This window comes from Halorubrum sp. SD41 (assembly GCF_058630335.1).
Genome location: NZ_JBZVGZ010000001.1, coordinates 61874 through 88328, shown reverse-complemented (window position 1 = coordinate 88328; position 26455 = coordinate 61874). Strand labels below are relative to the sequence as shown.

The window sequence follows — 26455 nt, the reverse complement described above, 5'->3', positions numbered from 1 at the left end:
CAGCGAAGCGAGCAGGACCGTCTTCCGGTAGTGCTGTGCGGGGCGGGACTCAAAGGGGCCAGCCGCGAGGCCGCCGTAGGCGACGTAAGCACTGGAACGAGGGAGCGAACGCAGTGAGCGACCGAGTGAAGCGCGCAGCGAGCGTACGGCGGCCTCGCGGCTGGGGCTTTGGAGGCGTCCACCGTCGATCTCTTGAGGCTTCCGAAGGCGTCGAGACGAAAGCCGGTCCGCCCGCGCCGGGGCGAACCGCGAGCCGCGCTCAGTAGATCAGCTCGTCGTCGTTCTCGATCATGTACAGCGTCCGCGCCGCGACGTTGACCGCGTGGTCCGCGATCCGTTCGAGGTCGCGCACCGCGAGCAGCGCCTGCGACACGTCGTCGAGGGAGGCCTCGAGCGCCTCGCCGTCCGTCGGCGCCGCGCCGTCTCGGGCCGCGTTGCGGGCGCGGTCGGCCTCCAGCAGCTCGCGGACGACCGCCTCGCTCGCCTCCCGACAGCGCTCGTCGAACGCGTCGTCGCTCGCCGCGATCTCGCGACAGGCGTCGGGGTCGCTGGCCGCGTAGGCCGCGACGGCGTCGCTGACCATCTCGCGGGCCGTCTCGCCGAGGGCGCGGGCGTCGACCGCGGGGTGAACGCCGCCCTCCGGGCCGCCGTACGCCGCGAGGTTCGTCGCGAGGTCGGCGACGCGTTCGAGGTCGGTGATGATCTTGAAGGAGGCGGCGACGAGCCGGAGGTCGCCGGCCACCGGCTGCTGGAGCGCGAGCAGCTCCGTACACTCGTCCTCTAAGTCGAGGTACGTCTCGTTGACCTCGTGGTCGCTCTCGATCACCGAGCGGGCGAGCTCGTCGTCGCCCGAGACCGCCGCCTCGACCGCGTCGTCGAGCCGGTCGCAGACGGTCTCGCCCATCGCGACCACGCCGTCCCGGAGCTCGTCGAGCCGCTCCTGGTAGTTCTCGCGGGGCATCTACCCGAACTTCCCCGTGATGTAGTCCTCGACGCGCTGCTCTTCGGGGTCCTCGAATATCTTGGTGGTGTCGTCGTACTCGACGAGCCGGCCACCGGTGAGGAACACCGCGGTCCGGTCGGAGATGCGGGCCGCCTGCTGCATGTTGTGCGTGACGATGATGACGGTGTACTCCTCCGCGAGGTCGTCGATCAGGTCCTCGATCTTCGAGGCCGCGACGGGGTCGAGCGCGGAGGTCGGCTCGTCCATCAGGATGACCTCCGGGTCGGGCGCGATGGCGCGGGCGATACAGAGCCGCTGCTGTTGCCCGCCGGACAGGTCGAGCCCCGAGGTGTCGAGCTGGTCTTCCACCTCGTCCCACAGCGCGGCGCGCTTGAGCGACTCCTCGACGCGCTCGTCGACATCGCCCTCGTATCCTTGAATCTTCAGGCCGTACGCGACGTTATCGCGGATCGACTTCGGGAACGGGTTCGGCTTCTGGAACACGATCCCGATCTTCCGGCGCAGGGCGACCGGGTCGACGTCGTCGTCGTACACGTTCTTGCCGTCGAACTCCACGTCGCCCTCGACGCGACAGACGTCTATCATGTCGTTCATCCGGTTGATACACCGGAGGAACGTCGACTTGCCGCAGCCCGAGGGGCCGATCAGCGCGGTCACGTCGTGCTCGTTGATTTCCATCGAAACGCCGTCTAGCGCCTGTTCCTCGCCGTAGTAAACGTCTAGATCGCGCGTCTCGATGACGGTGTTTCGGGCGGAGAGAGGCGCGCTGCGCGACTCCTCGTCGCCGGTTTCGATCGTCGTCTGTATCTTCGGGGAAGTGTCTGATTCGCTCATTCGTTAGGTCTCACGTGCGTACTTGTTTCGGATAACGATTGCCGTGGCGTTCATTAGCAGCATCAGGATAAGCAACACCACGGCCGCTGCCGGGACGACGCCGTGTCGGAACTCCGGCTTCGCGTTCGCCGACGCGGCGAAGATCTGTAGGGGGAGCGCCGTCGCACTGGAAAACAGCCCGCTCGGCGGGCTGTACTTCGTCGTGGCGACCGCGATGATGACGAGCGGGGCCGTCTCGCCGATCGCCCGCGCCAGCGCGAGGATCGTCCCGGTGAGGGTCCCGGGAATCGCCTCGGGCAGGACGACCTCCCGCAGCGTCTGCCATCGGCTCGCGCCCATCCCGTACGACCCCTGTCGGAGGTCGTCGGGAACGGAGCGCAGCGCCTCCTGCGTCGAGACGATAACGATGGGGAGGATGAGCAGCCCGAGCGTCCCCGCCGCGGAGACGACGACGCCGGTTCCGAAGCCGAGGGTCCGCCGGAACAGCGCGAGTCCGAGCAGCCCGTACACGACCGAGGGGACGCCGGCGAGGTTCGAGATGTTCACCTCTAACAGCGTCGCGAGCCGCCCGCGAAGCCCGGTGTCCGGCGCGTACTCCTCCAAGTAGATCGCCGCGCCGATTCCGACCGGGAACGCGAGGACCGCCATGAACCCGACGATGATTATCGATCCGACGATCTGCGGGTAGACGCCGGCGTTACTCGCGGTCAGCCCGTCCCACGACTCCAGGAGGAGGGTCGGCGTGAGAAACGTGTCCGGATTCTCGATCCCGAACCGCGAGACGACCGCGGCGCCGAGCAGCGTGCCCCCGATCGGGACGAACGGCCCCGCGACGCCGACGCGCCCCTCGGGATTCGTTCGGACCGACCGCGCGACGACGTAGCCCGTGGGGACGACGAACGCCGAGAAGAGGACGACGAAAAGCGACGCGTTGGCTCCGGTAACGATCGACGCCACCGCGACGGCGAACCCGCCCGCGGCGACGGCTCCCCCCGCGACGGCGCCGGCGCGACGATCGCGACGCGAGGCGGTCAGCCACGCGACGAGGAGCGCCACCGGGACCGTGACGAGACCGAAGTACATGATCCACTCCGCGGCGATCCCGAGCGGCCCGCTGATCGGGCCGTCCACCAACGCCGCGAGCCCGATACCGACGAGGATCGACACGGGAACGAGCGGGCCGGTGTATGCCCAGTCGTCCTTCGTCCGATCGTACGCGACGACGAGGACCGGGGGGAGCGACGCGAAGTAGGCGTAGAGAAACACGTCGTAGGGACTGAGCGCGTCGACGACGGCGTACGTGACGAAGCTCAAGAGCAGCCCACCGAACACCGCGGCGAACGTCACGGCGTTCGTCTCCCGCACCGCCGGTCTCCGACGGGCGTACAGCGTGAACGCCGCCGTCGGCGCCACGAGGGTGCCGAAGTAGACGAGGAACCACGACGGCGACGCGGTTCCGGGTTGGAACGCGTCGTTCGAGATCTGCGCGAACAACGCGAGCAACGAGACGATCCCGACGAGCGTCGCCGCGACGAGCGCGACCTCGAAGAGCTGTCCCTTCAGCTGTTGGATCCGGAGTGCGGTGGTTTGCCCGAGTCGGTCGCCGGTAGTGTCTTCGGTTGCCATGTTAGTACTCCTCCCGGAATCGACGCCGGACACCTTCTGCGAGCATGTTCATCGTCAGCGTGATCGCGAACAGCGTGATGCCGAGCGCGAACATCGCCTCGTACGTGGGACCGCTCCCGTACGAGTCGGCGCCGGCGATCTGTACCATCGCCGCCGTGATAGTCTGACTCGACTCCGCGAGGTTGCGGAGGACGTTCGGGAAGTACGGCATCTGCGGGCTCATCCCCATCGCCATCGTGACGGCCATCGTCTCCCCGATGGCTCGCGAGAGCGCGAGCACGTACGACGCGACGATACCGGAGGTCGCCGACGGGACGACGATCTTCGTCGAGACGTCGAACTTCGTCGACCCGAGCCCGTACCCCCCCTGTCGGAGGCTGTCCGGGACCGCACTCAGCGCGTCCTCGCTGATCGACGAGACCATCGGGATGATCATGATCCCGACGACGATACTCGCGGAGAGCGCGTTGAACGTCCCGAGCGACGGCATGACGAGCGTGAACTCCGGGAGGACCGGAACGCCGGCCGGGACGAGCTGTACGGAGAACGGAAGGAAGGCGTCGATCATCGGTGTGACGTACACGAGCGCCATGTAGCCGTAGATCACGGTCGGCACGCCGGCGAGGATCTCCAAGGCCGGTTTCAGTATCGACCGGGCCTTGTCGCTCGCGTACTCGCTGAGGTAGATCGCCGCCGCCAGCCCGACCGGCAGCGCGATGAGCGCCGAGAAGATGGTGACGATGAGGGTCCCACTCACTAGCGGGAGCACCCCGTAGTCTTGAGCGATGACGGGGCTCCAGCTCGTCCCGGTGAAGTACGCGACCGGCGATATCTGCGACCAGAACGAGATGGCTCGTCCCGACAGCGCCAAGATGATCCCGACTGTCACGAGTATCGTCAGGACGGCGCACGCCGCGATCAGACGGCCGTAGAGCCGCTCTTTCCGGACGACGAACCCGCTCCGTTGGAGCGACCCGAGTCCGCTCTCCGATTCCTTGCTCATGTAGATTGGTAAAACGGAAGGTGTGTAATCAGCGTTCCCCTTCGATCCCTACCGGCTGAACTCGTACTCGCCGGCGATCGCCTCTTCGAGGTTGGTGAGGTTGCTCTCGACCATGTCGCTGCTGGCCGGGACGTAGCCGATGTCCTCGGCGACGTAGTCCATCCCGGCCTGATTGATGTAGAACTCGATGAACTCTTGGAGGTGATTCTTCTCCTGGATCTTGCCCATGTGGCCGTAGGTGAACAGCGGCCGGGCGAGCGGGTAGTTCCCGCTCTGTGCGCCTTCGAGGCTCGGCGCGACCGGGTCGTCGCCGCCCTCGCTGAGGCTGAGCGCCTTGACCGAGTCCGGGTTGTTCGTGTAGTACGCGAAGGGGAGGTAGCCGAGCGCGTACTGGTTCCCGGCGACGCCCTGCGCGATCAGGTCGTCCTCCTCGGTCCCCTCGAAGTCCTCGCGGATCGGCTGATCCGCCTCGGTCTCTCCGATGACCGCCTCGATGAAGTAGTCGTACGTCCCCGAGGTGCTCGCCGGGCCGTAGAGGTCGAGCGGCTCGTCGGGCCAGTCGGAGTTGACGTCGCTCCACAGCTCGGGCGCGGTGTCCGGCGACCAGATCGTCGCGAGGTCCTCCAGCGAGATCGAGTCGATGAAGTCGGCCTCGTTGTTGACGACGACGGTGAGCGCGTCCTGCGCGAGGAAGAACTCGACCGGTTCGATACCGTTGTCGCGGCACCGCTGGAGCTCGTCTTCCGTGATCGGCCGACTCGCGTTGTTCATGTCGCTGTCGCCGGGGATGAAGACGTTGTTGAACCCACCACCGCTGCCGTCCCGGGTGAGGTTGAAGTTGATTTCCGAGTTCTGTTCGGCGAACCGACGGGTCACTTCCTGAGCGACCGGATACACCGTACTGCTCCCGGAGATCCGGATGTCTCCGGAGAGCTCCTCTGAGCCATCGGAACCGTCGCCGGACGTACAGCCCGCGAGCGCGAGCGCTCCGGCGCCCGCAAGCGTGGCAAGCGATTTCCGCCGCGTGATCCCCGTTGCGTCCGCGTCGTGGCTGGAAGCCATCACCTGAAGGCAGGCGAGTTCCGGTTAAGTAGTATGCTATGATGGGTATGGGGCGACGCGTACGGCCCCATACGACTATATGCTACTATATACACTATATAGCGACACGCGTTCGCCGGCGCCGCGGTCGTCGCCGCCGTCGGGCCGAGGGGGTGTCCGTCCCTCTCACGGCCCCGAACTGAGACGTGGTTTTAAGTCCCCGTACCGGGAGAAGCCGGACGAATGACCCCTCCCACCACCGACGGGCCGCCGGCGCCGACCACCTCCCGGGAGGAGGCGTGGGTGGCTCACGCCGCGCTGCTCGACGCCGCGCAGAGCGCGACCGACGAGGACGCCGCGTACCGCCGTCCGATCGAGTCGATAGAGCGCGGCGCCGCGCTCGACGACGAGGACATCGCGCTGCTCCGGGACGCGCTCGTCGACTACCTCGGCGACGCGCCGGTCCGCGACCGAGCCCCCGGACGCGCGCTGCTGCGCCGCACCGACGACGCGACGGACGCGCGGTCGCGGCGCGCGTAAGCCCCGGATCCGCCCGCCTCGCAGAAAAACGACCCTCGACCGCTACGAGCCGGCCTCCACCGCCTCGATCAGCAGCTCCGCGACGTCGACGATCTCGACGTCGTCCTCGAAGTTCCCCGTCTTCCGCCCGTCCTCGAACATCGTCGTACACATCGGGCAGGCGACGACGAACTTCTCGATGTCGTCGCCCGCGTCGGTGTCCTCGACCGCCTCGCGGAGGCGCTCCTCGCTCGGCTTCACGTCTTCCTCGTGCTCGGTCCAGAGCCCGCCGCCGCCCCCGCCACAGCAGAACGAGTCGTCCCGGGAGCGCGGCATCTCGTGGAGGTCGGCGCCGGTCGCGCGGATCAGCTCGCGGGGCGCCTCGTACTCGTCGTTGTACCGGCCCAGGTGACAGGGATCGTGGTAGGTGACGGTGTAGTCGAGCTCGTCGCCGGCGAGGTCGAGCCGGCCCTCGCTCACCAGCCGTTCGACCACCTGCGTCCAGTGGAACACGTCGATCTCCCCCTCCGGGTTCCACGGCTCCTCGCGCTCGAACGGCATCATCGGGTCGTCCGCGAACTCCGCGAAGTCGACCTCGGGGTACTCGTTTTTGATGGTGTTGTACGAGTGCGGATCGGTACAGACGATGTTCTCGAACTCGCAGTCCGCGAACGTCTCGACGTGGTGGCCGGCGAGCTCGAGGTAGAGGAACTCCTCGCCGATCCGGCGGATGTCGTTGCCGTCGGTCTTCTCGTCGTCGAAGAGAATTCCGAACGACACGTCGGCCTCGTCGAACAGCCGGGCGAGCGCGCGGGCGACCTTCTTGTTCCGGTCGTCGAAGCTCGGGTAGTCGCCGACGTACCAGAGGTACTCCACCTCCGTCTCGCGGGCGTCCGGGACCTCGACGGCGTCGTCGAGGTCGTCCGTCCAGTCGCCGCGCGCCGACTGCGACTCGCCGAAGGTGTTCCCCTTCTGCATAACGTCCTGGAACACGTCCTGGAGGTTCGAGTCGACCGCCCCCTCGTCGACGAGCTGGCGGTTCATCTTCGTGAACGAGGTGAGGTGTTCGATGTCGACCGGACAGGCGTCCATACACGCCATACAGGACATACACGACTCCATCGACTCGGCGTCGACCACGCCGCCCTCGTCGGCGACGATGGGGACTGTACCACCATCTGCGCTCGCGACGCCGCCGTCCGTCGCCATCGCTTCGCCCCCGCTCCCCGCCACCGGATCGTCGCTCACCGACTCGCGATACGCCTTCAGGTCGAGGATGACGTTCCGCGGGTCGAGGTTGCGACCGACCGTGTCGGCGGGACAGGCGTCGGTACACCGGCCGCACTTCGTGCAGGCGTCGCCGTCCATCAGCTCCTTCCACGTGAAGTCGTCGAGCGACTCCGCGTTGGTGTGGTCGAGGTCGGCGGGGACGTTCGGGAGCCGCGCGCCCGCCTTCTCGTCGCGGGCGACGACGTTCGCGAACGAGGAGATCATGTGGAACGGCTTCGCGTACGGGATCCACGCGACGAACGCGAACGCGAGCAGCGAGTGGCTCCACCAGAGGGCGCCGTAGATCGCCTCGGCGCCGGCGGCCGTGAGCCCGGCCGCCTCCAGCCCGGTCGCGAGCGCCATCCCGACGAAGCTCACCGTCTCGGTCGCGCGCTGCGGCTGCCCGACCATGCTCACGCCCTCGACGAGGAAGCCGCCGACGCCGAGCAGGAACAGCGTCCAGACGAACGCGTCGTCCTCGAAGGAGGTGTGTTTCCCCCACAGCCGCCCCTCGCGCTGCCGGTAGCGGCGGTACGCGGCCATGCCGACGCCGACGACGAACAGCAGGCCGAACGCGTCCACGGCGAACTGGTAGGCGAGGTAGAAGTCGCCGACCCAGAACGACTCGCCCGTGAGCGGGCGGTACAGATCGATGTCGATCCCGAGGATCGTCGTCGCGACGAGTAAGACGAGGAACCCCCACAGCACGAACGTGTGCATCACGCCGGTGTAGAGGTCCCCGTCGAACTGGTTCTCGTTCGCGAGGACGGTCTTCGTCGCGGCGACGACCCGACCGGGGAGGTTCGACAGTCGATCCCGCGGGTCTGCGCTCGCGCGCGCGTACGCCGCGAACCGCGCGTAGACGCCGTACAGGAAGACGAGGACCGCGACGGCGGCGAGCCAGTAGAACGCCGCCTTCCCCACCGGACCGATCGTCCAGAAGGTCTCTCGGGTGGCAGCCTGCAGGGGAGTCATGATCGATCACCGGGATACGGTCGGGTTAAAGCTTGCCACAACGCGGAGTTCGTCGCTCGGGGTTCACGCGGTTCGGGGCTCGGGCTACGCTCCGCCGACGCGCAGCCGCCTCACGCGATCCGCAGGACCGCGGCCGCGAACATCGACGCGGCGAGCGCCAGCGCCGGGGCGTCGACGCGGCGGAACGCCAGCCGCGGGAGCGTCGGGTTCCACGCGAAACACCGGGCGACGAGCGCCGTGCCGAGCCGGTCCGCCCGCGAGAACGCCCGCGAGAGCCCGCCGACCGCGACGAGCCGCATCCGCTCGCGGCGGGAGCGCTCCGCGCCAAGCCGGGCCCGGACCGCCTCGCGCGTCGCGACGAGGTCGCGTTTCAGCAGGGGGAGAAAGCGGAAGACGAGCGCGACGCCGACGCCGAGGAAGACGCCCGGCCGGCCGGGAATCGTCCGCTGGAGCGCCGCGCGCGACTCGCGGACCGGCGTCGAGCGCACGTACGCGGCCGCGACGACGAGCAGCAGGAGGACGCGGTAGCTCGCGAGTCCCGTGGCCGCGGCGCGCTCGACCCGAAACCACGGCGCGCCGAGCGTCGCGCCCGCGACGAGGGGAGCGAAGAGGAGGACCGGGAACGCGACCCGATAGCCCCACAGGTCCCGCGGCCCGCCGTCGGCGGCGACGAGGCAGCCGACCGCCACGAGCGTGAGGAGGGCGAGCCCCCGCGGCGTGGTGTACGCGTACGCGACGGCCGCGAACGCGACCTGAACGAGCAGCTTCGACCGCGGGTCGAGCCGGTGGGCGAACGAGTCGCCGGGGACGAACGAGAGCGTCATCGGGTCGGCGTTCCGAGTTCGCCGCCCTCCGGCACCCGAACGTCCAGCCCGGGCAGCGCCGACACCGCTTCTTCTGGCGGCGCGTCGACCGCGACCCGCCCGTCCGCGAGCCCGAGGATCCGGTCGGCGAGCGCGGCGACGTCGCGGAGGTCGTGGGTGACGACGACGACGCTCGTCCCCTCGCGGTGGAGCGCCCTGAGCCGCTCGACGACCGATCGCCGGGCGGGCTCGTCGAGACCGGTGAACGGCTCGTCGAGGACGAGGTGGTCCGGTTCCATCGCGAGCGCGCCGGCGATCGCGACCCGTTCGCGCTCGCCCCCGGAGAGAGAGTCGATCCGCTCGCGCTCACGGCCCGCCATGTTGACGGCCGCGAGCGCCTCGTCGACGCGCCGATCGATCTCCGAATGCGAGAGGCCGAGGTTCTCCGGACCGAACGCGACGTCGGCCCCGACGGTCGCGGCGACTAACTGGTCGCGGGGGTCCTGGAACACCATCCCGACCGCCGAGCGCGCGGCGACGAGGTCCTCGGCAACCGGGGTCCCGTTCACCGAGACGGTCCCGGCGTCCGGCTCGACGAGGCCGTTGAACGTCCGGACGAGCGTGGTCTTCCCCGACCCGTTCGCGCCCGCGACGACGAGGAACTCGCCGTCGGGGACGGTGAGAGTGACGTCGTCGACCGCGACGGTGGCCGGGGAGTCGGCGTCGCCCTCGTCGGCGTCGCCCCCGGCGCCGTCACCGTCCCCGCTCCCGGACCGGCCGTACCGACACGTGACGCCGTCGAGTTCGATCACGTCGTCACCTCGCGGCGGCGCGCAAACTGCTCACGTCGCGGCGATCGCGTCGGACCTGACGACGCCGACCGCGGCGGCGATCTTCAGCGCCTCGGCCGGGAGGAACGCGACGGCGCCGACCGTGACCGCCTCGACCGGGCCGAGCGAGAGGACGATCATCAGGCCGGCGACGCCGAACCCGTAGATGACGGCGGTGCCGAAGACCAATGCGCCGACGAGCGTCGGGAGGCCGACGGAATCGAGGTCGCGGAGCGCCGCGCCCCGGTGGACGACCGCGCCGACGGCCGCCGCGGCGATCGGGTACGACCAGAGGTAGCCGGCCGTCTGCCCGACGAGCGCGCCGACGCCGGCCGACCCGCCCTCGAAGACGGGCGCCCCGAGCGCCCCGGCCGCGAGGTAGAGGACGAGCGACGCGCTTCCCCAGACGGGACCGAGGAAGATCCCCGCGAGGAAGACGCCGAGCACCTGAAGGGTCACGTCCACCGGCGAGACCGGGTTCGGGAACGTGACGTACGCGAACGCGCCGACGAGCGCCGCGAACAGCGCGGCGCGCGCGAGGTTCGTCGCCGCCTCGTCGCCGACGAGGTCGACGGACTCCGTGTTCGTTGCCATACCCGAACGGACTCGTAAACCCACTTTAACGTAGCGGTTTACGAGTTCGGAGCGGCTCGGCCGAATCCGGGTTCGAGTACCGAGAGGCCCCCTCGATAATCCTCGGATAATAACGTTCATGCCCGGCCGGCGTCCACGACGCGAGTATGCCCAAGATAAGCGTCGAGATCCCGGCGGAGCTGCTCGCCGACCTCGACGAGCACGTCGGCGACGACGGGAAGTTCGTGAACCGCAGCGACGCGGTGCGCGCGTCGATCCGGAAGAACCTCGACCTGCTCGACGAGATCGACGCCCGACACGACCGCCTCGACGGCGATTCCGCGTCGACCGCGGCCGGAGCGGCGGAGGAGACCGATGAGTAGCCGGACTGCTGGCGGGCAGGACGGCCCCTTCCGGACCGATCCGCTAGACCGGTCTGCGGTCGCGGCGGTCGCGCTGATCACGCTGTTCACGGTCGCGCTCGCGACCGCGCAGCTCACGGCCGCGAAGGTGCTCGCGCTGCCGCTGCCGTTCGCGCTGCCGGTGGTCGGTCCGGAGATCCTGCTGCCGGGCGCCGCGCTCGCGTACGCGCTCACGTTCCTCGCCTCCGACTGCTACGCGGAGCTGTACGGCCGGCGGGCGACGCAGGTCGTCGTCAACGTCGCGTTCCTCGCGAACTTCCTCGTGTTGGGACTGGTGTGGTCGACGCTCGCGGCGCCCGGCGTCGACCCCGAGGTGTCGAGCGCCTTCCAGACCGCGCTCGGCCCGGCGGCGAACATCGTCGCCGGCAGCCTGCTGGCGTACGTCGTCAGCCAGAACTGGGACGTGTTCGTCTTCCACGCGATCCGGGACCGCACGGGCGAGGGGATGCTGTGGCTCCGCAACATCGGCTCGACCGCCACGAGTCAGGCGATCGACACCGCCATCTTCGTCGGCGTCGCCTTCTACGCCGCGCCGCTCCTGCTCGGCGTCGGCCCGGTGTTCGACCCGCCGGCGCTGCTCGCGCTCGGCGTCGGCCAGTACCTCCTCAAGCTTGTCATCGCCCTCCTCGACACGCCGGTCGTCTACCTGATCGTCGGCGCCGTCCGGAACTGACCGGTCGGCCGGGACCGCCGTGCGACCCGGTTTCTCCGCTCAGGCGACCGCCAGCGCCCGCGCCGCCCGGTCCGGGAGGTCGGCCGGGACCCGCTCGAAGGAGTCGCCCGCGTCGCGGGTGACGAAGAGTCCCCGGTTCGAGAGCGCCCAGACCGCTCCCGCCGTCCGACCGGACGCGAGGACAGCACGGTACGTGCCCTCGCCGGTCGGGACCCCGCGGTCGTCGAGGCGCTCGAACGACCCGGCGTCGCTCCCTGACTCCGCTCCCGCTCCCTCGCCCCCCTCGCCGCGACGGTAGCGGTACAGGTACGCCTCGCCGCGGCGGTGGGCGGCCGTCGCGCTCTCGGCCGCGCTGACGAGCGCCGTGTCGGGGTCGCCGGGGTCGACCGCGAGCCCCCAGACGTAGCCGTGGTCGAGGCCGGCGTCGCGGACGCCCCACGAGTCGCCGCGGTCGCCGCTCTCGGCGAACCCGTCGCCGGCGGCCGCGTAGACGCGGTCGGGCGCGTCCGGGTGCGTCGCCATCGCGTGATTGTCCCGCCGGGACCCCGGCGGGCGGTCGGTCCACGTCGCACCGCCGTCGGCGGTCACGGCGAGCGCGCCCGCCTCGATGCCGAGGAGCCACCGCTCCGGATCGGCCGGGCAGGGCTCGATCCACCGCACGTGGTGCGTGTCGGGCCGCGGCGGGAACGACCACTCCTCGGCGGAGGGGAGGTCGGTCAGCCCCCCGACGCGCGCCGCCGTCTCGCCGCCGTCCGCGGAGCGGTACGCCCGCGAGGGCTCCGTGCCGACCCAGACGACGTCGGGGTCGTGCGGGCTCGTCGCGACCGCGGTCACCGCGTCGGGGCCGGACCCCTCGGGGCCGAGCGTCGAGGCGGTCGCACGGGCGAACCGCTCGCCGCCGTCGACCGAGCGGAACAGCCCCTCGCCGAACGTCCCGGCGAGCACGCGCGGAGCTGGGTCTCCGGCACCGTCCGCGTGGGCGTCCGCCTCGCCGCGCGCGACCGAGAGGCACTCGACGCGCTGGCCGGCGAGGCGCGTCTCGACCGCGCCGGACGCGGGGTCGACGATCCGGAGCCCGTCGTCGTAGGCGGCGTAGATGCGCATGGGTCGGCGTTCGGACAGGAGGCTCAAAAGGGTACGCCGGGGGGTGCGGGGCGAGGCGTCGGCGCGTCGGGGCCCGGCGTGTCGGGACCCGGCGCGTGCGACCCGGGGGTCCGCGAGCGCAAGAGACTTACCGCCCGCTTCCGTGTGAACTGTACGCATGGATCTTCGCGTTCAGGGGGACGTTCCCCCCGACCCGTTTCTCGGCGCCGCGGACCTCTTCGAGACCGAGCGCTCCGTGGAGGCGCCGGTCCGCGTCGTGGTCCGCGAGGACCCGGACGAGCGGACCTGGGCCGGCCACTACGACGACCACCACGTGCTGAACGTCTCGCGGCGGGCCGCCACGAGCGCGATGGCGCGCGAGCTGGCGGTCCACGAGCTCGCGCACATGGCGCGCTACGAGGAGGGCCACCCCTCGCACCTCCAGTCGACGGAGGAGGCGCTGTACCTCGGGCTCTCCGGCGAGGAGGTCGAGCGCCGGAAGCTCGCGCACTGCTACCAGATAGCGAACCACATGAAGGACATCTACGCCGACGACATCACGCTCTCGGTGGCGCCCGCGGACAAGCTCCTCGGGTTCCTCGAATCGACGCTGGCGGCCGCCGTCGCGGACCGCCCCGACGTGTCGCGCACCGGCTCGCCGCCCGTGACGGCCGGCGCGGACCCCGAGATCACGGCCGTCAACGCCGCGTTCGCGCTCGCTCTCGTCGAGCGGCACGACATCGCCGGCCCCGACCACCGCATCTACGACCTCGCGCGCGCCGCCGGCAGCGACACGGACGCCGTCGACGTCGACGCGTTCAAAGAGCGGTTCCTCGACCTCGGCCACGACCCCTCCGAGAGCGACTACCGGAAGGCGCTCGTCGCGGCCGCCCGCGCCTACGCGGTTTAAAAGATCAATCCCGCACACGGACGTTCGGTTGCGGACTACGCCTTTTGGAGACGAGACCGGCTGCGGCGATTACTTATAAATAAAACAGCGGTGGCGCGTGCCTGCGAGCGGCCGCCCTCGGCGGCCGCGAGACAGCACGCGCGAGGGAGTCGGCGGTCCGAAGCGGAGCGGAGGACCGCCGACGAGGCTGGGGAGGCGTGAGGTGCCGTGCGGTTGCGGTCGGGCGGGACTCAAAGGGGCAGTCGCGAGGGCGGCGCAGACGACGTAAGCACCGCAGCGAGCAGCGCGAGCGAGGAGCGCAACGAGTGTGCGCCGCCCTCGCGACTGGGGCTTTGGAGGTGTTATCCGCCGATCCACAGTCAGTCATTTATAAGTAACCGGCTGGGGCTTTGGAGGTGTTCACCGTCGATCCGGAATCAGCTATTTATACGTGAGCGGCTGGGCTACGACGGTGTCGTCCGCTGATCCACAGCTTGTTATTTATAAATGAGCATCTGTGGTTTCGCCCGTGTTTGCCACTGAAATGCCGACAGCCATTTATAAACGATCGCTCCGCTCCCCGAAAACGCCGCATTCAGCGTCCTATTCCGCGTCGCTCTGCGCGGGTTCGCCGTCGCCGTCCGCCTCGACCGTCTCGCCCTCGTCGGTCGAGTCGGCCGCCTCGACCGGGGCGCTCGACCCCTTCGCCCGCGCGTCTCCGTCGAGGACGGTGACGCGCGCGGACATGATCCGGGTGTTGTCGACGCGCTCGATGCGGATCCGGATCTCGTCGAACTCGATCTCCTCGCCCTCCTCGACGAGGCGCCCGGCTCGGTTGAACACGAAGCCGGCGAGCGTCTCGAACTCCTCGCCCTCGGGGAGGTCGATCCCGAGGATCTCGTTGACCTCGTCGATGTTCACCTCGCCTTGGACGACCGCGACGTTGTCCTCTAAGAACTCCACCGGCGCCTCCTCGTCGCCCTCCAAGATCTCACCGACAATCTCCTCGACCATGTCTTCGAGGGTGATGATCCCCTCCGTGGTCCCGAACTCGTCGATCACCGTCACCATCTGGAGGCGGTTCTCCTGCATCTCCGCGAGCAGCTCGTCGGCGTTCTTCGACTCGGGGACGTGGAGGGTGGGCTTGACGACGCGCTCCAAGGAGGGCGTCCCCTCGGAGTAGCGCAGTTCGCGGACCAAGTCGCGCACGGTGACCACGCCGATGATGTTGTCGAGGTTCCCCTCGTAGACGGGGACGCGCTCGTGGTCGGCCTGGATACACGTCTCGATCGCCTCCTCGACGGAGTCCTCCTTCGCGACGGCGGTGACGTCGAGCCGCGGCGTCATCACCTCCTTGGCGATGGTGTTGTTGAAGCGGAAGATGCGGTCGAGCATCTCCCGCTCCTCCTCCTCGATGACGCCCTCGCGCTCGCCGGTCTCGATGATGTCCTGGATCTCGTCGCGGGTGACGTACGTCGACTCGATGGCCGCCGAGCCGCCGATGATGCTGTTGACCCCCTTGACGATGTAGTCGAAGAGGACGACGAGCGGGTACAGCGCGTACTCGGAGGCCTTCAGCGGCCGGGCGATCTTGAGCGCCCACGACTCGGTGTTCTCGACGGCGTACGACTTGGGCGCGCTCTCGCCGAAGATCAGCACGAGCGTCGTGATCCCGAACGTCGTCGCCAGCACCGACTGGCCGCGGGAGAGGTAGATCCCGAACAGCGCGGTGGCGATGGAGGTCATCGCCACGTTGACGATGTTGTTGCCGACGAGGATCGTCACCAGCAGCCGGTGGGGGTTCTGTTTCATCTCGCGGATCGTCTTCGCGCCCGTCACCCCCTCGTCGACGAGGCTGTCGATGCGGTGTTGCGGGAGCGAGAACATCGCGATCTCGGACGAGGAGAAGAACGCCGAGAGCGCGACTAAAAGGAGGATCGCGACGACGCCGAGTGCGGTGATGACCCCGTCGCCCGGCATCGGTACTTGGAGGACGTCGACCAGCGGCGCAGTAGACGACAAGCCCATGTTCGTTTGTCTTCCGTCGGCCCGCGATTAAAGCGTTCCCTTCGAGTACCCTCGGATCGGCCCGCTCTCCCCCCGCCGCTCGCCGGCCCCGCCGCCGCCGAGGGTGCCGCTGCCGACACGATTACCCGTCTCGCGGGCGAATCACGGGACATGAGCGATCCACAGATCACCCTGTACCGGCTCCAGGCGTGTCCGTACTGCGAGCGCGTGGTCCGGACGCTGAGCGAGCTCGACTTGGAGTACCATTCCCGGTACGTCGAGCCGATGCACTCCGAGCGCAACGTCGTCAAGCGCGTCTCCGGCGCCCGGAGCGTCCCGGCGATCGTCGACCGCGAGACCGGCGTCACCATGTCTGAGAGCGCGAACATCGTCGAGTACCTGAAGGGGACGTACGGCGACGCGGCGACCGATGGGGGCCGCGCAGTCGACGACGCGGCGACCGACGGGGGCCGCGCGGTCGACGCCGAGGGGGGTGCCTGAGATGCCCGACTTCGACGTCGTCTCCCTGCCGGAGACCGACCACGTCGCCGAGGGCGAGGTGGCGCCCGACTTCACCCGCCCGCTCGTGAACGGCGAGTACTGGGAGGACCGCGCGCTCGCTGACGTCGTCGACGGTCCGACCCTGCTCCTCTTCCACCCGATGGACGGCACGTTCCAGGGGACGTACCTCTACAACACGGTCGACGACAACGAGTGGAGCGACGACCTCGACGTCCTCGGTCTCTCGGTCTCGACGCCGTACGCCCACAAGCGCCTGCTCGCCGAGCGCGGCGACGGCGTCCGGATCTTCTCGGACCCGGGCGCGGGCGTGATCGAGGAGTACGGCCTCGCGCACGACATCGACGGGATGACGGGGATCACGGAGAGCCGCCCCGCCGTCTTCCTCCTCGATTCCGACCGCACCGTCGAGTACGCGTGGGTCGCGAGCGAACACCCCGAGTTCCCCGACGCCGAGGCGATCGGCGACGCGGTCGCCGACCTCGTCGACTGATCGGCGCCGCGCCCGCCGACCGACGCGAGCCCGTGCCCGCCGAGCGCACACTCGTCACCCTTTTTCAACTCGACCCCGAACCGTCGCCCGTGACAGCCGACAGGAGCAGCGACCGGCCGGACCGATCCGAGGAGCTGCGCGCGGCGGCCGCCGCCGTCGACCGCGGCGACCTCGTCGTCTACCCGACCGAGACGGTGTACGGGCTGGGCGCCGACGCGCTCGACCCCGACGCCGTCGAGCGCGCCTTCGAGCTGAAGGGCCGCGACCGGTCGAACCCGCTCTCGCTCGGCGTCGCGAGCGTCGACGACGCGCTCCGCTACACCCGGCCGACCGAGCGCGCGGTCGCCTTCGCTCGAGCGTTCCTCCCGGGGCCGGTGACCGTCGTCGTCGAGCGCGGCGACCGGGTGCCCGACGCGCTCACCGCCGGGCGCGACCGCGTCGGGATCCGCGTGCCGGACCACGACCTCGCGCGGGCGCTGCTGGACGAGGCCGGACCGATCACCGCAACGAGCGCTAACGTCTCCGGCACGGGCAGCGTCACGAATCCGGACGACCTCGACGACCGAATTCGCGACGGGGTCGCCGCCGTGATCGACGACGGGGAGGCCCCCGGCACCGAGAGCACGGTCGTCGACCCCGAGGCGGGGACGATCCACCGGCGCGGCGCGATGGCCGGCGCCATCGAGGCGTGGCTGGCGGACCCGCCGGTAGAGGAGTGAGGAGAGCCGGCAAAAGGCGTCCGTCTGTGCCGGTTAGACGGAGAGTTCGCCCTTCGCTTTGACCACGTTCAGGTCCTCGGCGTCGACCGTCTCGACGTCGAGCCAGTGGGGGACGTACTCGCGTTTGTCGTACGCCTCGCGCTCGTCCTCGGTGCCGACGGTACACCAGAGCTGCGGCTCGTCCGGACCGTGCCAGCCGCCCTGAACGTTGATTCCGAAACAGACCAGCTCCTCGCCGTCGTGCTCGATCACCGCGTCCCGCCGGATGTCGGGGTCGCCGCGGATGATGAGGTGGTGCATGTGCCGGCGTTCGCGTGTTCCGGGCTTAATCGCTTCGATACCGCGGATCGGATCGCGGCGGCTCCCCGCGGGATCGAGTGGGGCGGGTCGGCGCACCGCCGGCGTGACGCTCACCAGCCCGCGTCGAGGTCCTCGACGAGCGCGCCGAGGATCTCGCGGGTCGTCGCGGCGACGATCGGTTCGAGCGCGTCCGGGTCGCTGTTCGTCGGATCGCCGAGCCCGCCCAGCTCGGTCACCTCGTCGAAGTACTCGTAGCTCCGGGTGCGGGGCATCTCCGCGGCCTCCTGCGGCTCCTTCTTCTCCGTCCGAACGAGATCCGGACGGTACAGCTCGACGAAGCTCGTCTCGTGGTCGCCGGCGTGACCCCACCCCTCGCCGTACGCCTCCTCGAGATCCTCCTCCGCGAAGTCGGTCCAGTGGACGAAATGAACCGTGAGGTCGGTGTCGCGGCCGAGCCGATCGGCGGCGATCGACAGCGGCTCGCGGTTCCCGCCGTGGCAGTTCACGATCAGTAGCCGGTCGACGCCGTGTTCGACCACCGACTCGCCGATCTCACGGACGACGTCGACGTACGTCTCCGTCGAGAGGGTGATCGTCCCCGGGAACCGCATGTGGTGTTCCGACTGGCCGTACGGCAGCGTCGGGAGCCGTAGCATGTCGAGGTCGAACTCGTCGGCGGCGTCGACGAGCTCGGCGGTGAGGTGGTCCGCGCGGAGCGTGTCTGTCGACACCGGGAGGTGCGGGCCGTGCTGCTCGATACTGCCCGTCGGGAGGACCGCGAAGTCGGCCTCGTCGATCGCGTCTCCCGCCGCTTCCCACGTCATGCCGAACAGGTCGGCGTCCGTCTCTGGCATACCGTCGGGTGCGGCGTCGGGCGAGGAAAAGCTCGGGGTCGAGGCGACCGCCTCAGCCGGAGTAGTAGTACTCGCCGTCGCGCTTCTGCTGGCTGTCGAGCTGCGACCCCGGCTTGTTGATCCGGGGGCGGCCGGTGCGCTCGTCGCGGCGGAAGGTGATCTCCAGGTCGGCGAGGAACTCGTTCATCCCGTCGCGCATGTCCTGCGGCGGCGCGGCGCGGCCGCGCTCCGCCGGCTCGCCGTCGAACACCATCAGGCGGTCCGCGAGGAGGTCGATCATGTAGATGTCGTGGTCGATCACCATCACGGTCGCGTCGTGGTTCTCGGCGTACCGGCGGATCGCGGTCGTCGCCCGCACGCGCTGCTCGACGTCGAGGTGCGCCGAGGGCTCGTCGAGCAGGTAGAGGTCGGCGTCGTCGGAGAGGCACGCCGCGATGGCGACGCGCTGGCGCTCCCCGCCGGAGAGGTCCGAGAGGTTCTGCTCCATGATCCGCTCCAGCTGGAGCGGCTGGGCGATCTCGGTGTTCCAGTAGGAGGAGCCGAACTCGTCGGTGATAGAGGAGAGGAACGCGTCGACCCGCATGTGCTGGTCGATGTCGATGTACTGCGGCTTGTAGGAGATGTCGAGCGCGAAGTCGAGCTCGCCCTCGTCGGGCTCTAAGTCGCCCGTGAACAGCTGCGCGAGCGTGGACTTCCCGATCCCGTTCGGGCCGACGACGCCCAGCACCTCGGAGCGGTTGATCTCGCCGCCCTCGACGCGGAGCTCGAACTCGCCGTCGCCGTACGACTTCCGTAAGTCCGGGTACTCGATCAGCGTCTCGCTGCGGGAGGCGACCCGCGGCGCGTGCTCCTCGAAGGTGATCGCGGACGGGCGGATCCGCATGTTCTCGTTGTCGAGGTACCCCTTCAGGTACTCGTTGATGCCCTTCCGGACGGACTTCGGGTCGGTGATGACCCCGTACGCGCCCGGCTCCCCGTACGCGACGTGGAGCGTGTCCGCGAGCAGGTCGAGGATCGCGAGGTCGTGTTCGACGACGAGCATCGACCGGTCGGCGGCGTCGTCGTCCGCCAGCTCGCGGATGAGCCGCGCGACGATCATCCGCTGGCCGATGTCGAGGTACGGCGTGATCTCGTCGAGGAAGTAGAAGTCGGCGTCGCGGGCGAGACACGCCGCGATGGCGACGCGCTGGAGCTCGCCGCCGGAGATGGAGTCGATGTCCTGGTCCATCACCGGCCGGATGTTGAGCCGGTCGACGAGGGAGTCGAGCGCGCCGCGCTCGTCGGTCCGCTCCAGCAGCTCGCGGGTGTTGCCGTCGAACTGGTTGGGGATCTGGTCGACGTACTGCGGCTTGCGCGCGACGGTCACGTCGCCGTCCCGCAGCGATTCGAGGTAGCTCTGGAGCCCGGTACCGCGGAAGCGGTCGAGCACGCGCTCCCAGTCGCCGTCGGCGGCGTGGTCGCCGAGGTTCGGGACCATCTCGCCGGCGAGCGCGTGGACCGCGGTGGACTTCCCGATCCCGTTCGGCCCGAGGATGCCGGTGACGCTGCCCGGCTCCGGCGTTGGGAGGCCGTACAGCGAGAACGCGTTGTCGCCGTAGCGGTGGACCGGGTCGTCGTCGAGCTCGGAGGGGAGGTTGATGATCTCGATCGCGTCGAACGGGCACGACTGGACGCAGATGCCGCAGCTCTCGCCGAGACAGATCTCCTCGGAGATGTGGATCTGGTCCGGGTCGCCCTCCTCGGCGTCCTCGCCCCGCTCCGTGATACACTCCTTGCCCGTCCGGTTGGGCGGGCAGTCCTTCATACACTCGTAGTTGCAGCGGTCGGGCTGACACCGGTCGAGGTCCACGACCGCGATGCTGTCGTCGGCCATCTCAGACCCCCAGGTCGACGGCGGACGTCAGCAGGACGGTGTAGCTGATAAACCAGAGGGTGAACGTGAGAAACGCCACGTAGAGGTTGTCTTTGATCCCGAGGTCGCCGACGCCGACCGCCTTGAATATCGGGTACTGGGCGATGACGAACGCGCCGAGCACGAAGACCGCGGTGGTGCTCGCGGCGGACGCCGGATCGGTGCCGACGTAGACGGCCGAGACGACGCCGGCCGCGATCCCGGCGAGACAGCAGATGGTCGTGACGACCACGCCGCGCGCGTGGTCGGACAGGCCCGAATCGTCGCTCATGCCTTCGGATCCGCGAGCGCCCGTGAAAAGCCGTTCGTTCCCGCCGCCGCCCGCGGCCGCGACGGGGCGACCGGGGGTTTGCTCCGCTCGTCGACTCGGCGCGCGACGGCGCGGCCGAGGCGCGCGCGAGCTAAATCGCTGACTGACTGGTCAGTCCAGCGGCCGATTACCAGAACGTTCTGCCGGTATTCGGCCCAAAAATCGGCCGGTTTTGCCGGTGAAACCCGCTCAGACGGCGGGACTCCATCAACATTTATGAGCGTGTACGGTTTCGAATCGTAACGATGGAAGGAACTCAAACGGAGGGGCTCGACGACCTCCCACCGAGCGCCAAACTCGTCTTCAAGGTGCTCGAGTACAACGGACCGCTGACCCAGAAGGGGATCGTCCAAGAGTCGATGCTGTCGGCCCGCACCGTCCGGTACGCGCTCGAACGGCTCGAAGGGATCGACGTCGTCGACGAGGACGTCTACTTCGCGGACGCCAGACAGAACCTCTACAAGCTGACGGAGCCGGCACAGGAGTTCACCGCCGACGAGAGCGAGGCCTCCTGTACCGCCGACTGACGCTCCGTTTCCCGTCGTCCGCACGGTCTCAGTCTTTAAAAACCCGCCCGCCGATGACCCCGAGCGGCGCGTCTCCGTCACGCCTGCCGCTCCGCGGTGTTCGGCTACTCCGGCCGCTCCGCTTCGCCCTCGCGTGCGCCGCGGACCGCCGCCGCTATCGTGAGGACGACCGCCACCGACAGCGCCGACGTCGCCGCCAGCACGAACGCGAGCAGGAGGAACCAGACGTCCGGCCCGAACAGCGGGTAGTCGCGCGTGTCGATCACCGGCCCGAGCAGTTCGAAGGTCCGGACGAGGTACAACAGGACCGCGAGCAGCGCCCCGACCGCCGCGCCGACGCGGACGTTGCGGTAGAACGACAGCGACTCCAACAGAACCAGCATCGGCGGCTTCGAACTGTCCTCGCTCACGGGAGGTCGTACGGCCGGCGACCGCAAAGAGCCATCGGAACGCGACCCGCGGTGCGGGCAGTCCGGTGCGAGCGACGGCGGATCCTCACGATCGAAACGGACGTACGAGAACCTGACTCCGTTAGTGACAGCCGTCAAGTGGGTCGGTGGGAAACCGACGCGTATGCCCAGAGTCGTGCTGTCGGCGTTCCCGATGATAGACCCGGAGACGTACCGCGAGGTCCTCGCCGACGCCGTCGACGAGCCGGTCGACGTCGAGGTCGCGGAGCTGGGGTCGACGGAGCGGCTGATCGAGGCCGCGGCCGGCGCCGACGCGGTCGTCACCGACATCGACACCCCCGTGACCGAGGCGGCGCTCGACGCCACTGAACTCGACGTCGTCGTTCGCTCGGCCGTCGGCGTGGACAACGTCGACGTCGCGGCGGCCGCGGCGCGCGGCGTGACCGTCACCCGGGTGCCCGACTACTGCACCGAGGAGGTGGCGACCCACTCCGTCTCGCTGCTCCTCGGCTGCCTGCGCTCGCTGAAGCCGTACGACGACGCGGTCGAGGACGGCGGGTGGAGTTGGGAGGTCGGCGCCCCGACCCGACGAGTGAGCGCGTCGACGATCGGCCTGCTTTCGTTCGGGCCGATCGCGCGGCAGGCGGCCGAGCAGCTCTCCGGGTTCGGCGCCGACCTCGTCGCGCACGACCCGTTCGTCGACGCCGACGAGATGGCCGACTACGGCGTCGAGAAGGTCGCGTTCGAGGCGCTGTTCGACCGCGCCGACCACGTCGGCGTCTACGCGCCCCTGACGGACGCGACGCGGGGGATCGTCGATGCGGACGCGCTTGCGCGGCTGAGCGAAGACTCGGTCGTCGTCAACGTGAGCCGCGGCCCGGTCGTCGACGCCGACGCGCTGCTCGACGCGCTCGAAGCGGACGAGATCAAGGCCGCCGGCCTCGACGTTCTCGCCGAGGAGCCGCCCGAGGACGACCCGCTCGTCGGCCGCGACGATACCGTGGTCACGCCGCACGCCGCGTGGTACAGCGAGGAGGCGAGCGACGACCTGAACCGGAGCGGCGCCGCCGACGTGGCCGCCGTGTTGAACGGCGAGACGCCGGACGGTCGGGTCGACCCCGACGCGGACTGGCTGTAGGCACGGCGGTGGTTGCGGGCGGAGCGACGAGAGGGGCTACAGGCGGTCGAGCGCGTCGAAGTCGTCGCCGTCGTCAAGGTCGTCATCCCCCGAGTCGTCCGGGTCGCCGGCGTCGAGCAGGTCGTCGCCGTCCCCGCCCGGGTAGCTCGCGTCGAGCCCCGCGGCGAGGCCGGCCCCGAGGTCGTAGGTGTCCCGCACCGTCTGCGCGAGGACGCCGTCGCGGTCGAAGACGACGTAGACGGCGACGAACTCGTGTTCAGCGGGGCGTAACACGAACACCTCCCGCGGGTCGTCGTCGTCCCGCGACTCGTTCACGCGGGCGACGAGCGGCTCGATCGGGAGCCGGCCCGTCCGCACCTCGTCGAAGGTGTCGCTGCCGGGCGCGTCGGCGAAGAGGTATAACGCGCCGTTGGGGTCGCCGTCGTTCGATCGGGTCGTGATCGAGCCGACCGGCTCCCCCTCGGCGCGGATCTGTCGCCACGTCTCGACGGCCGCTTCGAACATCCCCTCGACCCCGTCGGCGAAACGGAACCGGGTCTCGCGGACGACCTCGACGTCGCGGAAGCGTGCGGAGCCGTCGGTCCACGCCAGCGTCGCGTCGACGACGAAGCCGGGTTCGAGCGCGTCGACGGCGTCGGCGAGGTCGCCCTCGTACCCCTCCGCGGTGGCGTAGAGGGGGTCGAAGCGGTCCTCGGCGTCGGGGTCCGTCGGGTCGACCGGCTCGTCCGCGAGTTCGACGAGGACGAACTCCTCGGCGCCGTCGACGACGGCCGCGTCAGCCTCGTCGTCGCCGCTCCCCGCCTCGTCGACCGCGTCGGCCGCGCCCGACTCGTCGTCGATGTCCGGCCGTCGGCGGCGGTCGTGGACGCGGAACCGGCCGCTCGTCGTCGGGTCCATACCCGTCGGTGGGGCGGGGGGCGGAAAAGCCGGTCGGAACGGAGCGGTCCGGACGCCCGGGGTTCGGCCCGATCGCGGTCCGACGCGTTCGCGGATCCGTGTCGTTATGGGGGCGCCGGTCCAAGGAATCGGTAAATGGGGATCCTCGAGGACAAGTCGAACGCCCGGCTCTTCTACAAGTACCTCTCGAAGGTGTACGACCGGATCAACCGCTTCAACTGGAACGAGGAGATGCGCGCGGAGGCGCTCTCGTGGCTGGAGTTCGGCGACGACCCGAAGGTGCTCGACGTCGGCTGCGGCACCGGGTTCGGCACCGAGGGGCTGCTCGAACACGCCGACGACGTCCACGGCCTCGACCAGAGCGTCCACCAGATGGAGAAGGCGTTCGAGAAGTTCGGGAGACACGACAGGGTGAACTTCTACCGCGGCGACGCCGAGCGGCTCCCGTTCCGCGACGACGCGTTCGACGTCGTCTGGTCGTCCGGCTCCATCGAGTACTGGCCCAACCCCGTCGAGGGGTTACGCGAGCTGCGGCGCGTCGCGAAGCCGGGCGGGCAGGTGCTCGTCGTCGGCCCCGACTACCCGCACAACCCGATCCTCCAGCGGGTGGCCGACGCGATCATGCTGTTCTACGACGCCGACGAGGCCGACCGGATGTTCGAGGCGGCCGGCTACGAGGAGTTCGAACACCACATCCAGCGGGCGACGCCCCAGAGCCCCCGCGCCATCACGACCGTCGCCCGCGTCCCGGGCGGCGACGAGGCGGGCGGCAATTCCGCGTCGGGCGCCGGGGAGTCCGCGTCGGCGGCGCCCGACGCCGAGTAACGGCGCCGACGCCGACCCCGCCCGAGGCGCGCGTTTTTACCCGGGTTCGACGACCGTCTCCAGCGCCGCGACCGGCTGGCCGTCGGCCGTGATTTCGACCGCGACCCGCCGGCCCGGTTCGAGCGTCGGGTCGTTGGTGTCCGCGACGCGGAACGTCGCCGTCTCCCCGACGCGCAGCGTGTCGCCGCCGGCGGAGTTGAACGCCCCCGTCGGCCCGGGGTGGAAGCCGGCGGCCGAGAAGAACGGGACGGGCGGCTGTTCGTCGAGCGGCTCGCCGTCGACGCTGACGCGGACCGTCACCGCGGAGACGTCGATCGGGTCGCCGCCGCGGTGGTCGATCGCGATCCGGTCGTCGGTCGCCGACAGCGATAGGACCGCCGACGGCGGCACCGTCGCGCTCGAGCCGTCGAGCGTGGCGGCCGCGACGCCGCCGGCTAACACGACCGTGATCGCGATGAGCAGCACGCCCGCAACGGGCGCGATCCCTCGGGCGCGACGAACGACTGGTGGCACGGCGGCCCTGCGGCGGTTTCGGGTAAAAGGGTCGGCCCGGGAGGCGGCCGAGTCGGGCCGTCACTCGTCGTCGACCGGCCGCGGCGTCGGGAGCGGCTCGATGTCGCCGAGGACGACGACGCGGGGCTCGTCGACGACCGTGATGCGGTACGTCTCGGCCGGCGAGAGCGTCCGGACGACGCCCGCGTCGTTCGTGGTGCCGATCGCCTGACTGTCGCCGTCGCCGACCGACTTGGTGACCGTCACGCCAGGGATCGGCTCGCCGGTCTGCTCGTCGAGGACGGTGACGGTGACGGGGCCGCCGGCGTACGTCCGCTCGACGGTGACGTTGAACCCGTCGCCGGCCTCGGAGACCGACTCGCTGTCGGGGAACGAGCCGAGGTCGACCCGCTGGTGCTCGACGAACACCTGCTCGGTCCCGCCGCTGACGAACGTCCGGAGGGTGCCGAACTCGTGCGGGATGGTGATCCGGTGGACGGAGCCCGCGCCGAAGGCGTCGGGCTCGCGGAGCGCCGCCGTCTCGGGGTAGGCGGCCTCGGTCATCTCGATCGCCGCGTCGTTCGTGATGTCGCTGCCCCCGCGGTCCCAGCGGTCGGTGCGGAACACCTCGCGGACGTACTCGCCGTCGACGACCGTCGCCAGCACGACGGCGCCCTGACTCGACTGTACGTAGATGTCGCTCGGGCCGGTTTGTCCGCGAGCGATCGCGAGCGCGTGGTCGCGGACCGGTCCCTCGTACACCTGAAGCGCCACCTGAAGTTCGTCGAGCCGGCCGGGCGAACTGAAGTCGTCGGTCGCCTCGGCGAGCTCGTCGATCGCGTCGAGCCGCTCGTCGTACTCGCGGGCGGTCGCGGCCACGCGGACGAGCTCGTCGACCAGTTCGCGGTCGCTGAGTTCACCGGACGCGTGGGCACTGAACGCGTTCGCCTGTTGGCTGTTGAGCGCCACCTCGGCGCGCTCGACGCGGTTGATCTCCGCGAGGATCTGCTGTTGGCGTTCGACGCCCCCCTCGGCGCGTTCGATCCGGTCGACGACGGCGGCGGTCTCGAAAGCGGCGTCGGCGTCGGCCGTCGCGAACCCGAGCGACGACCCGAGGTCGGGACCGCGAGTGTATTCGCTGACGCGCGTCGCCGCCCCTGGCGGCGTCGAGAGCGTTCGGAGCGTGAGGTTCGCCGTGTCGATCTGCGGCGTCGTCTGCCCGGTGGCGGTCGATGCCGAATCGGCGGACAGCGGGGAATTGACGGAAACGGTCGAATCGACGGACGGCGCCGGATCGGCGGAAGCGGCCGAATCGGCGGAGTGCGAGACGGCGCCGGGCGCGGTGACGCCGGCGACCGGGGCCACGAGCAACAGGACCGCGACCGCGGCGATCGGGAGGGCTCTCATCGTCCGGGAGTTCGACCCGCGACACAAAAATCCACCCACTACGGTCGGCCGGGGGGTGCGGGCCGCTCCGACGCGGTCGAATCCGGTCCAGGCCCCGGTTGCGGCGAGCGTTCTCGCGGACGTCGTGTCAAAAAACAGTGT

The 26455-nt window shown here is 69.8% G+C and carries 29 protein-coding genes; 10 read left to right on the top strand and 19 right to left on the bottom strand.

Translation table 11 applies throughout. The annotated features are described in order from the left end of the window. Positions 1 to 259: 259 nt before the first annotated feature. Genes AC4NMM_RS00475 through AC4NMM_RS00455 form a run of 5 tightly spaced genes read right to left on the bottom strand, consistent with a single transcriptional unit; the run spans position 260 to position 5489 of the window. On the bottom strand, positions 260 to 961 hold the full coding sequence (locus AC4NMM_RS00475; RefSeq protein ID WP_096393821.1) for a phosphate signaling complex PhoU family protein: 702 nt from the start codon (positions 959 to 961) through the stop codon (positions 260 to 262). Further along, on the bottom strand, positions 962 to 1798 hold the full coding sequence (gene pstB / locus AC4NMM_RS00470) for a phosphate ABC transporter ATP-binding protein PstB (protein WP_096393822.1): 837 nt from the start codon (positions 1796 to 1798) through the stop codon (positions 962 to 964). A 3-nt stretch (positions 1799 to 1801) separates the two neighbouring features. Beyond that, positions 1802 to 3424, bottom strand: coding sequence for a phosphate ABC transporter permease PstA (gene pstA / locus AC4NMM_RS00465; RefSeq protein ID WP_096393823.1), 1623 nt, complete (start codon positions 3422 to 3424; stop codon positions 1802 to 1804). Between the two features lies 1 nt (position 3425). Then, positions 3426 to 4427 (bottom strand): phosphate ABC transporter permease subunit PstC, encoded by a 1002-nt coding sequence (gene pstC, locus AC4NMM_RS00460; protein ID WP_096393824.1) that lies wholly within the window; start codon positions 4425 to 4427, stop codon positions 3426 to 3428. A 48-nt stretch (positions 4428 to 4475) separates the two neighbouring features. Further along, positions 4476 to 5489, bottom strand: a complete 1014-nt coding sequence (locus AC4NMM_RS00455) for a PstS family phosphate ABC transporter substrate-binding protein (RefSeq protein WP_491923260.1) — start codon at positions 5487 to 5489, stop codon at positions 4476 to 4478. Positions 5490 to 5711: 222 nt separating this feature from the next. Here AC4NMM_RS00455 and AC4NMM_RS00450 point away from each other — a divergent pair, with 222 nt between their 5' ends. Beyond that, the gene (locus AC4NMM_RS00450; RefSeq protein WP_096393826.1) at positions 5712 to 6008 is read left to right on the top strand and encodes a DUF7853 family protein; all 297 of its coding nucleotides are present in this window, start codon (positions 5712 to 5714) and stop codon (positions 6006 to 6008) included. Positions 6009 to 6050: 42 nt separating this feature from the next. Here the strand turns inward: AC4NMM_RS00450 and AC4NMM_RS00445 are convergent, their stop codons facing one another. The 4 genes from AC4NMM_RS00445 to AC4NMM_RS00430 all read right to left on the bottom strand — a co-directional run bounded on the left by AC4NMM_RS00445 (position 6051) and on the right by AC4NMM_RS00430 (position 10458). Continuing rightward, entirely contained in the window at positions 6051 to 8231 is a 2181-nt protein-coding gene (locus AC4NMM_RS00445) for a (Fe-S)-binding protein (RefSeq protein WP_491923259.1), read from the bottom strand. Between the two features lie 110 nt (positions 8232 to 8341). Next, a complete protein-coding gene (locus AC4NMM_RS00440; RefSeq protein ID WP_096393828.1) occupies positions 8342 to 9055 on the bottom strand; it encodes an energy-coupling factor transporter transmembrane component T family protein in 714 nt (237 codons plus the stop codon). Next, positions 9052 to 9846 carry an energy-coupling factor ABC transporter ATP-binding protein gene (locus AC4NMM_RS00435; protein ID WP_096393829.1) on the bottom strand — a complete coding sequence of 265 codons (795 nt, stop codon included), beginning with the start codon at positions 9844 to 9846 and terminating at the stop codon, positions 9052 to 9054. Before AC4NMM_RS00435 ends, AC4NMM_RS00440 begins: the two co-directional genes overlap by 4 nt. 30 nt (positions 9847 to 9876) lie before the next feature. Then, positions 9877 to 10458 (bottom strand): biotin transporter BioY, encoded by a 582-nt coding sequence (locus tag AC4NMM_RS00430; RefSeq protein WP_096393830.1) that lies wholly within the window; start codon positions 10456 to 10458, stop codon positions 9877 to 9879. 146 nt (positions 10459 to 10604) lie between these two features. On the opposite strand from AC4NMM_RS00430, the gene AC4NMM_RS00425 reads away from it, so the two are divergent. Together AC4NMM_RS00425 and AC4NMM_RS00420 are read left to right on the top strand one after the other, a co-directional pair. Beyond that, entirely contained in the window at positions 10605 to 10820 is a 216-nt protein-coding gene (locus tag AC4NMM_RS00425) for a ribbon-helix-helix domain-containing protein (protein WP_096393831.1), read from the top strand. Further along, positions 10813 to 11532 (top strand): queuosine precursor transporter, encoded by a 720-nt coding sequence (locus AC4NMM_RS00420; protein WP_096393832.1) that lies wholly within the window; start codon positions 10813 to 10815, stop codon positions 11530 to 11532. Before AC4NMM_RS00425 ends, AC4NMM_RS00420 begins: the two co-directional genes overlap by 8 nt. A gap of 39 nt (positions 11533 to 11571) precedes the next feature. Here AC4NMM_RS00420 and AC4NMM_RS00415 read toward each other — a convergent pair whose 3' ends face one another. After that, positions 11572 to 12636 carry a hypothetical protein gene (locus AC4NMM_RS00415; protein WP_491923258.1) on the bottom strand — a complete coding sequence of 355 codons (1065 nt, stop codon included), beginning with the start codon at positions 12634 to 12636 and terminating at the stop codon, positions 11572 to 11574. A 157-nt stretch (positions 12637 to 12793) separates the two neighbouring features. Between AC4NMM_RS00415 and AC4NMM_RS00410 the strand changes: the two genes are divergently transcribed. Continuing rightward, positions 12794 to 13525 (top strand): DUF5781 family protein, encoded by a 732-nt coding sequence (locus AC4NMM_RS00410; RefSeq protein WP_096393834.1) that lies wholly within the window; start codon positions 12794 to 12796, stop codon positions 13523 to 13525. A 582-nt stretch (positions 13526 to 14107) separates the two neighbouring features. Here AC4NMM_RS00410 and AC4NMM_RS00405 read toward each other — a convergent pair. Beyond that, positions 14108 to 15532 carry a hemolysin family protein gene (locus AC4NMM_RS00405; RefSeq protein ID WP_491923257.1) on the bottom strand — a complete coding sequence of 475 codons (1425 nt, stop codon included), beginning with the start codon at positions 15530 to 15532 and terminating at the stop codon, positions 14108 to 14110. Between the two features lie 150 nt (positions 15533 to 15682). On the opposite strand from AC4NMM_RS00405, the gene AC4NMM_RS00400 reads away from it, so the two are divergent. From AC4NMM_RS00400 to AC4NMM_RS00390, 3 genes are all read left to right on the top strand, one after another. Next, on the top strand, positions 15683 to 16012 hold the full coding sequence (locus tag AC4NMM_RS00400) for a glutathione S-transferase N-terminal domain-containing protein (RefSeq protein WP_096393836.1): 330 nt from the start codon (positions 15683 to 15685) through the stop codon (positions 16010 to 16012). A gap of 1 nt (position 16013) precedes the next feature. Further along, the gene (locus AC4NMM_RS00395; RefSeq protein WP_096393837.1) at positions 16014 to 16523 is read left to right on the top strand and encodes a redoxin domain-containing protein; all 510 of its coding nucleotides are present in this window, start codon (positions 16014 to 16016) and stop codon (positions 16521 to 16523) included. Between the two features lie 89 nt (positions 16524 to 16612). Then, positions 16613 to 17242, top strand: a complete 630-nt coding sequence (locus AC4NMM_RS00390) for an L-threonylcarbamoyladenylate synthase (protein ID WP_172863934.1) — start codon at positions 16613 to 16615, stop codon at positions 17240 to 17242. Between the two features lie 33 nt (positions 17243 to 17275). Here the strand turns inward: AC4NMM_RS00390 and AC4NMM_RS00385 are convergent, their stop codons facing one another. The 4 genes from AC4NMM_RS00385 to AC4NMM_RS00370 all read right to left on the bottom strand — a co-directional run bounded on the left by AC4NMM_RS00385 (position 17276) and on the right by AC4NMM_RS00370 (position 20579). Further along, the gene (locus AC4NMM_RS00385; RefSeq protein ID WP_096393838.1) at positions 17276 to 17542 is read right to left on the bottom strand and encodes an HAH_0734 family protein; all 267 of its coding nucleotides are present in this window, start codon (positions 17540 to 17542) and stop codon (positions 17276 to 17278) included. Between the two features lie 110 nt (positions 17543 to 17652). After that, the gene (locus AC4NMM_RS00380; protein WP_096393839.1) at positions 17653 to 18396 is read right to left on the bottom strand and encodes a creatininase family protein; all 744 of its coding nucleotides are present in this window, start codon (positions 18394 to 18396) and stop codon (positions 17653 to 17655) included. A 52-nt stretch (positions 18397 to 18448) separates the two neighbouring features. Further along, entirely contained in the window at positions 18449 to 20269 is a 1821-nt protein-coding gene (locus tag AC4NMM_RS00375; RefSeq protein ID WP_096393840.1) for a ribosome biogenesis/translation initiation ATPase RLI, read from the bottom strand. A 1-nt stretch (position 20270) separates the two neighbouring features. Beyond that, on the bottom strand, positions 20271 to 20579 hold the full coding sequence (locus AC4NMM_RS00370) for an EMC6-like membrane protein (protein WP_008443028.1): 309 nt from the start codon (positions 20577 to 20579) through the stop codon (positions 20271 to 20273). Between the two features lie 284 nt (positions 20580 to 20863). Here AC4NMM_RS00370 and AC4NMM_RS00365 point away from each other — a divergent pair, with 284 nt between their 5' ends. Next, complete coding sequence (locus tag AC4NMM_RS00365; protein WP_096393841.1) at positions 20864 to 21145, top strand: MarR family transcriptional regulator; 282 nt, start codon at positions 20864 to 20866, stop codon at positions 21143 to 21145. Positions 21146 to 21249: 104 nt separating this feature from the next. Here AC4NMM_RS00365 and AC4NMM_RS00360 read toward each other — a convergent pair whose 3' ends face one another. Next, a complete protein-coding gene (locus tag AC4NMM_RS00360) occupies positions 21250 to 21555 on the bottom strand; it encodes a DUF7536 family protein (protein WP_491923256.1) in 306 nt (101 codons plus the stop codon). A 163-nt stretch (positions 21556 to 21718) separates the two neighbouring features. Here AC4NMM_RS00360 and AC4NMM_RS00355 point away from each other — a divergent pair, with 163 nt between their 5' ends. Beyond that, positions 21719 to 22693, top strand: a complete 975-nt coding sequence (locus AC4NMM_RS00355) for a C-terminal binding protein (RefSeq protein WP_096393842.1) — start codon at positions 21719 to 21721, stop codon at positions 22691 to 22693. A gap of 36 nt (positions 22694 to 22729) precedes the next feature. Here the strand turns inward: AC4NMM_RS00355 and AC4NMM_RS00350 are convergent, their stop codons facing one another. After that, the gene (locus AC4NMM_RS00350) at positions 22730 to 23590 is read right to left on the bottom strand and encodes a DUF6663 family protein (RefSeq protein ID WP_491923255.1); all 861 of its coding nucleotides are present in this window, start codon (positions 23588 to 23590) and stop codon (positions 22730 to 22732) included. A 135-nt stretch (positions 23591 to 23725) separates the two neighbouring features. Here AC4NMM_RS00350 and AC4NMM_RS00345 point away from each other — a divergent pair, with 135 nt between their 5' ends. Then, positions 23726 to 24415, top strand: a complete 690-nt coding sequence (locus AC4NMM_RS00345) for a methyltransferase domain-containing protein (protein ID WP_491923254.1) — start codon at positions 23726 to 23728, stop codon at positions 24413 to 24415. A gap of 36 nt (positions 24416 to 24451) precedes the next feature. On the opposite strand, the gene AC4NMM_RS00340 is transcribed toward AC4NMM_RS00345, so the two are convergent. Next, positions 24452 to 24898, bottom strand: a complete 447-nt coding sequence (locus tag AC4NMM_RS00340; RefSeq protein ID WP_491923293.1) for a type IV pilin — start codon at positions 24896 to 24898, stop codon at positions 24452 to 24454. A gap of 90 nt (positions 24899 to 24988) precedes the next feature. Further along, positions 24989 to 26314, bottom strand: a complete 1326-nt coding sequence (locus tag AC4NMM_RS00335; RefSeq protein WP_491923253.1) for a DUF7094 domain-containing protein — start codon at positions 26312 to 26314, stop codon at positions 24989 to 24991. Positions 26315 to 26455 lie beyond the last annotated feature (141 nt).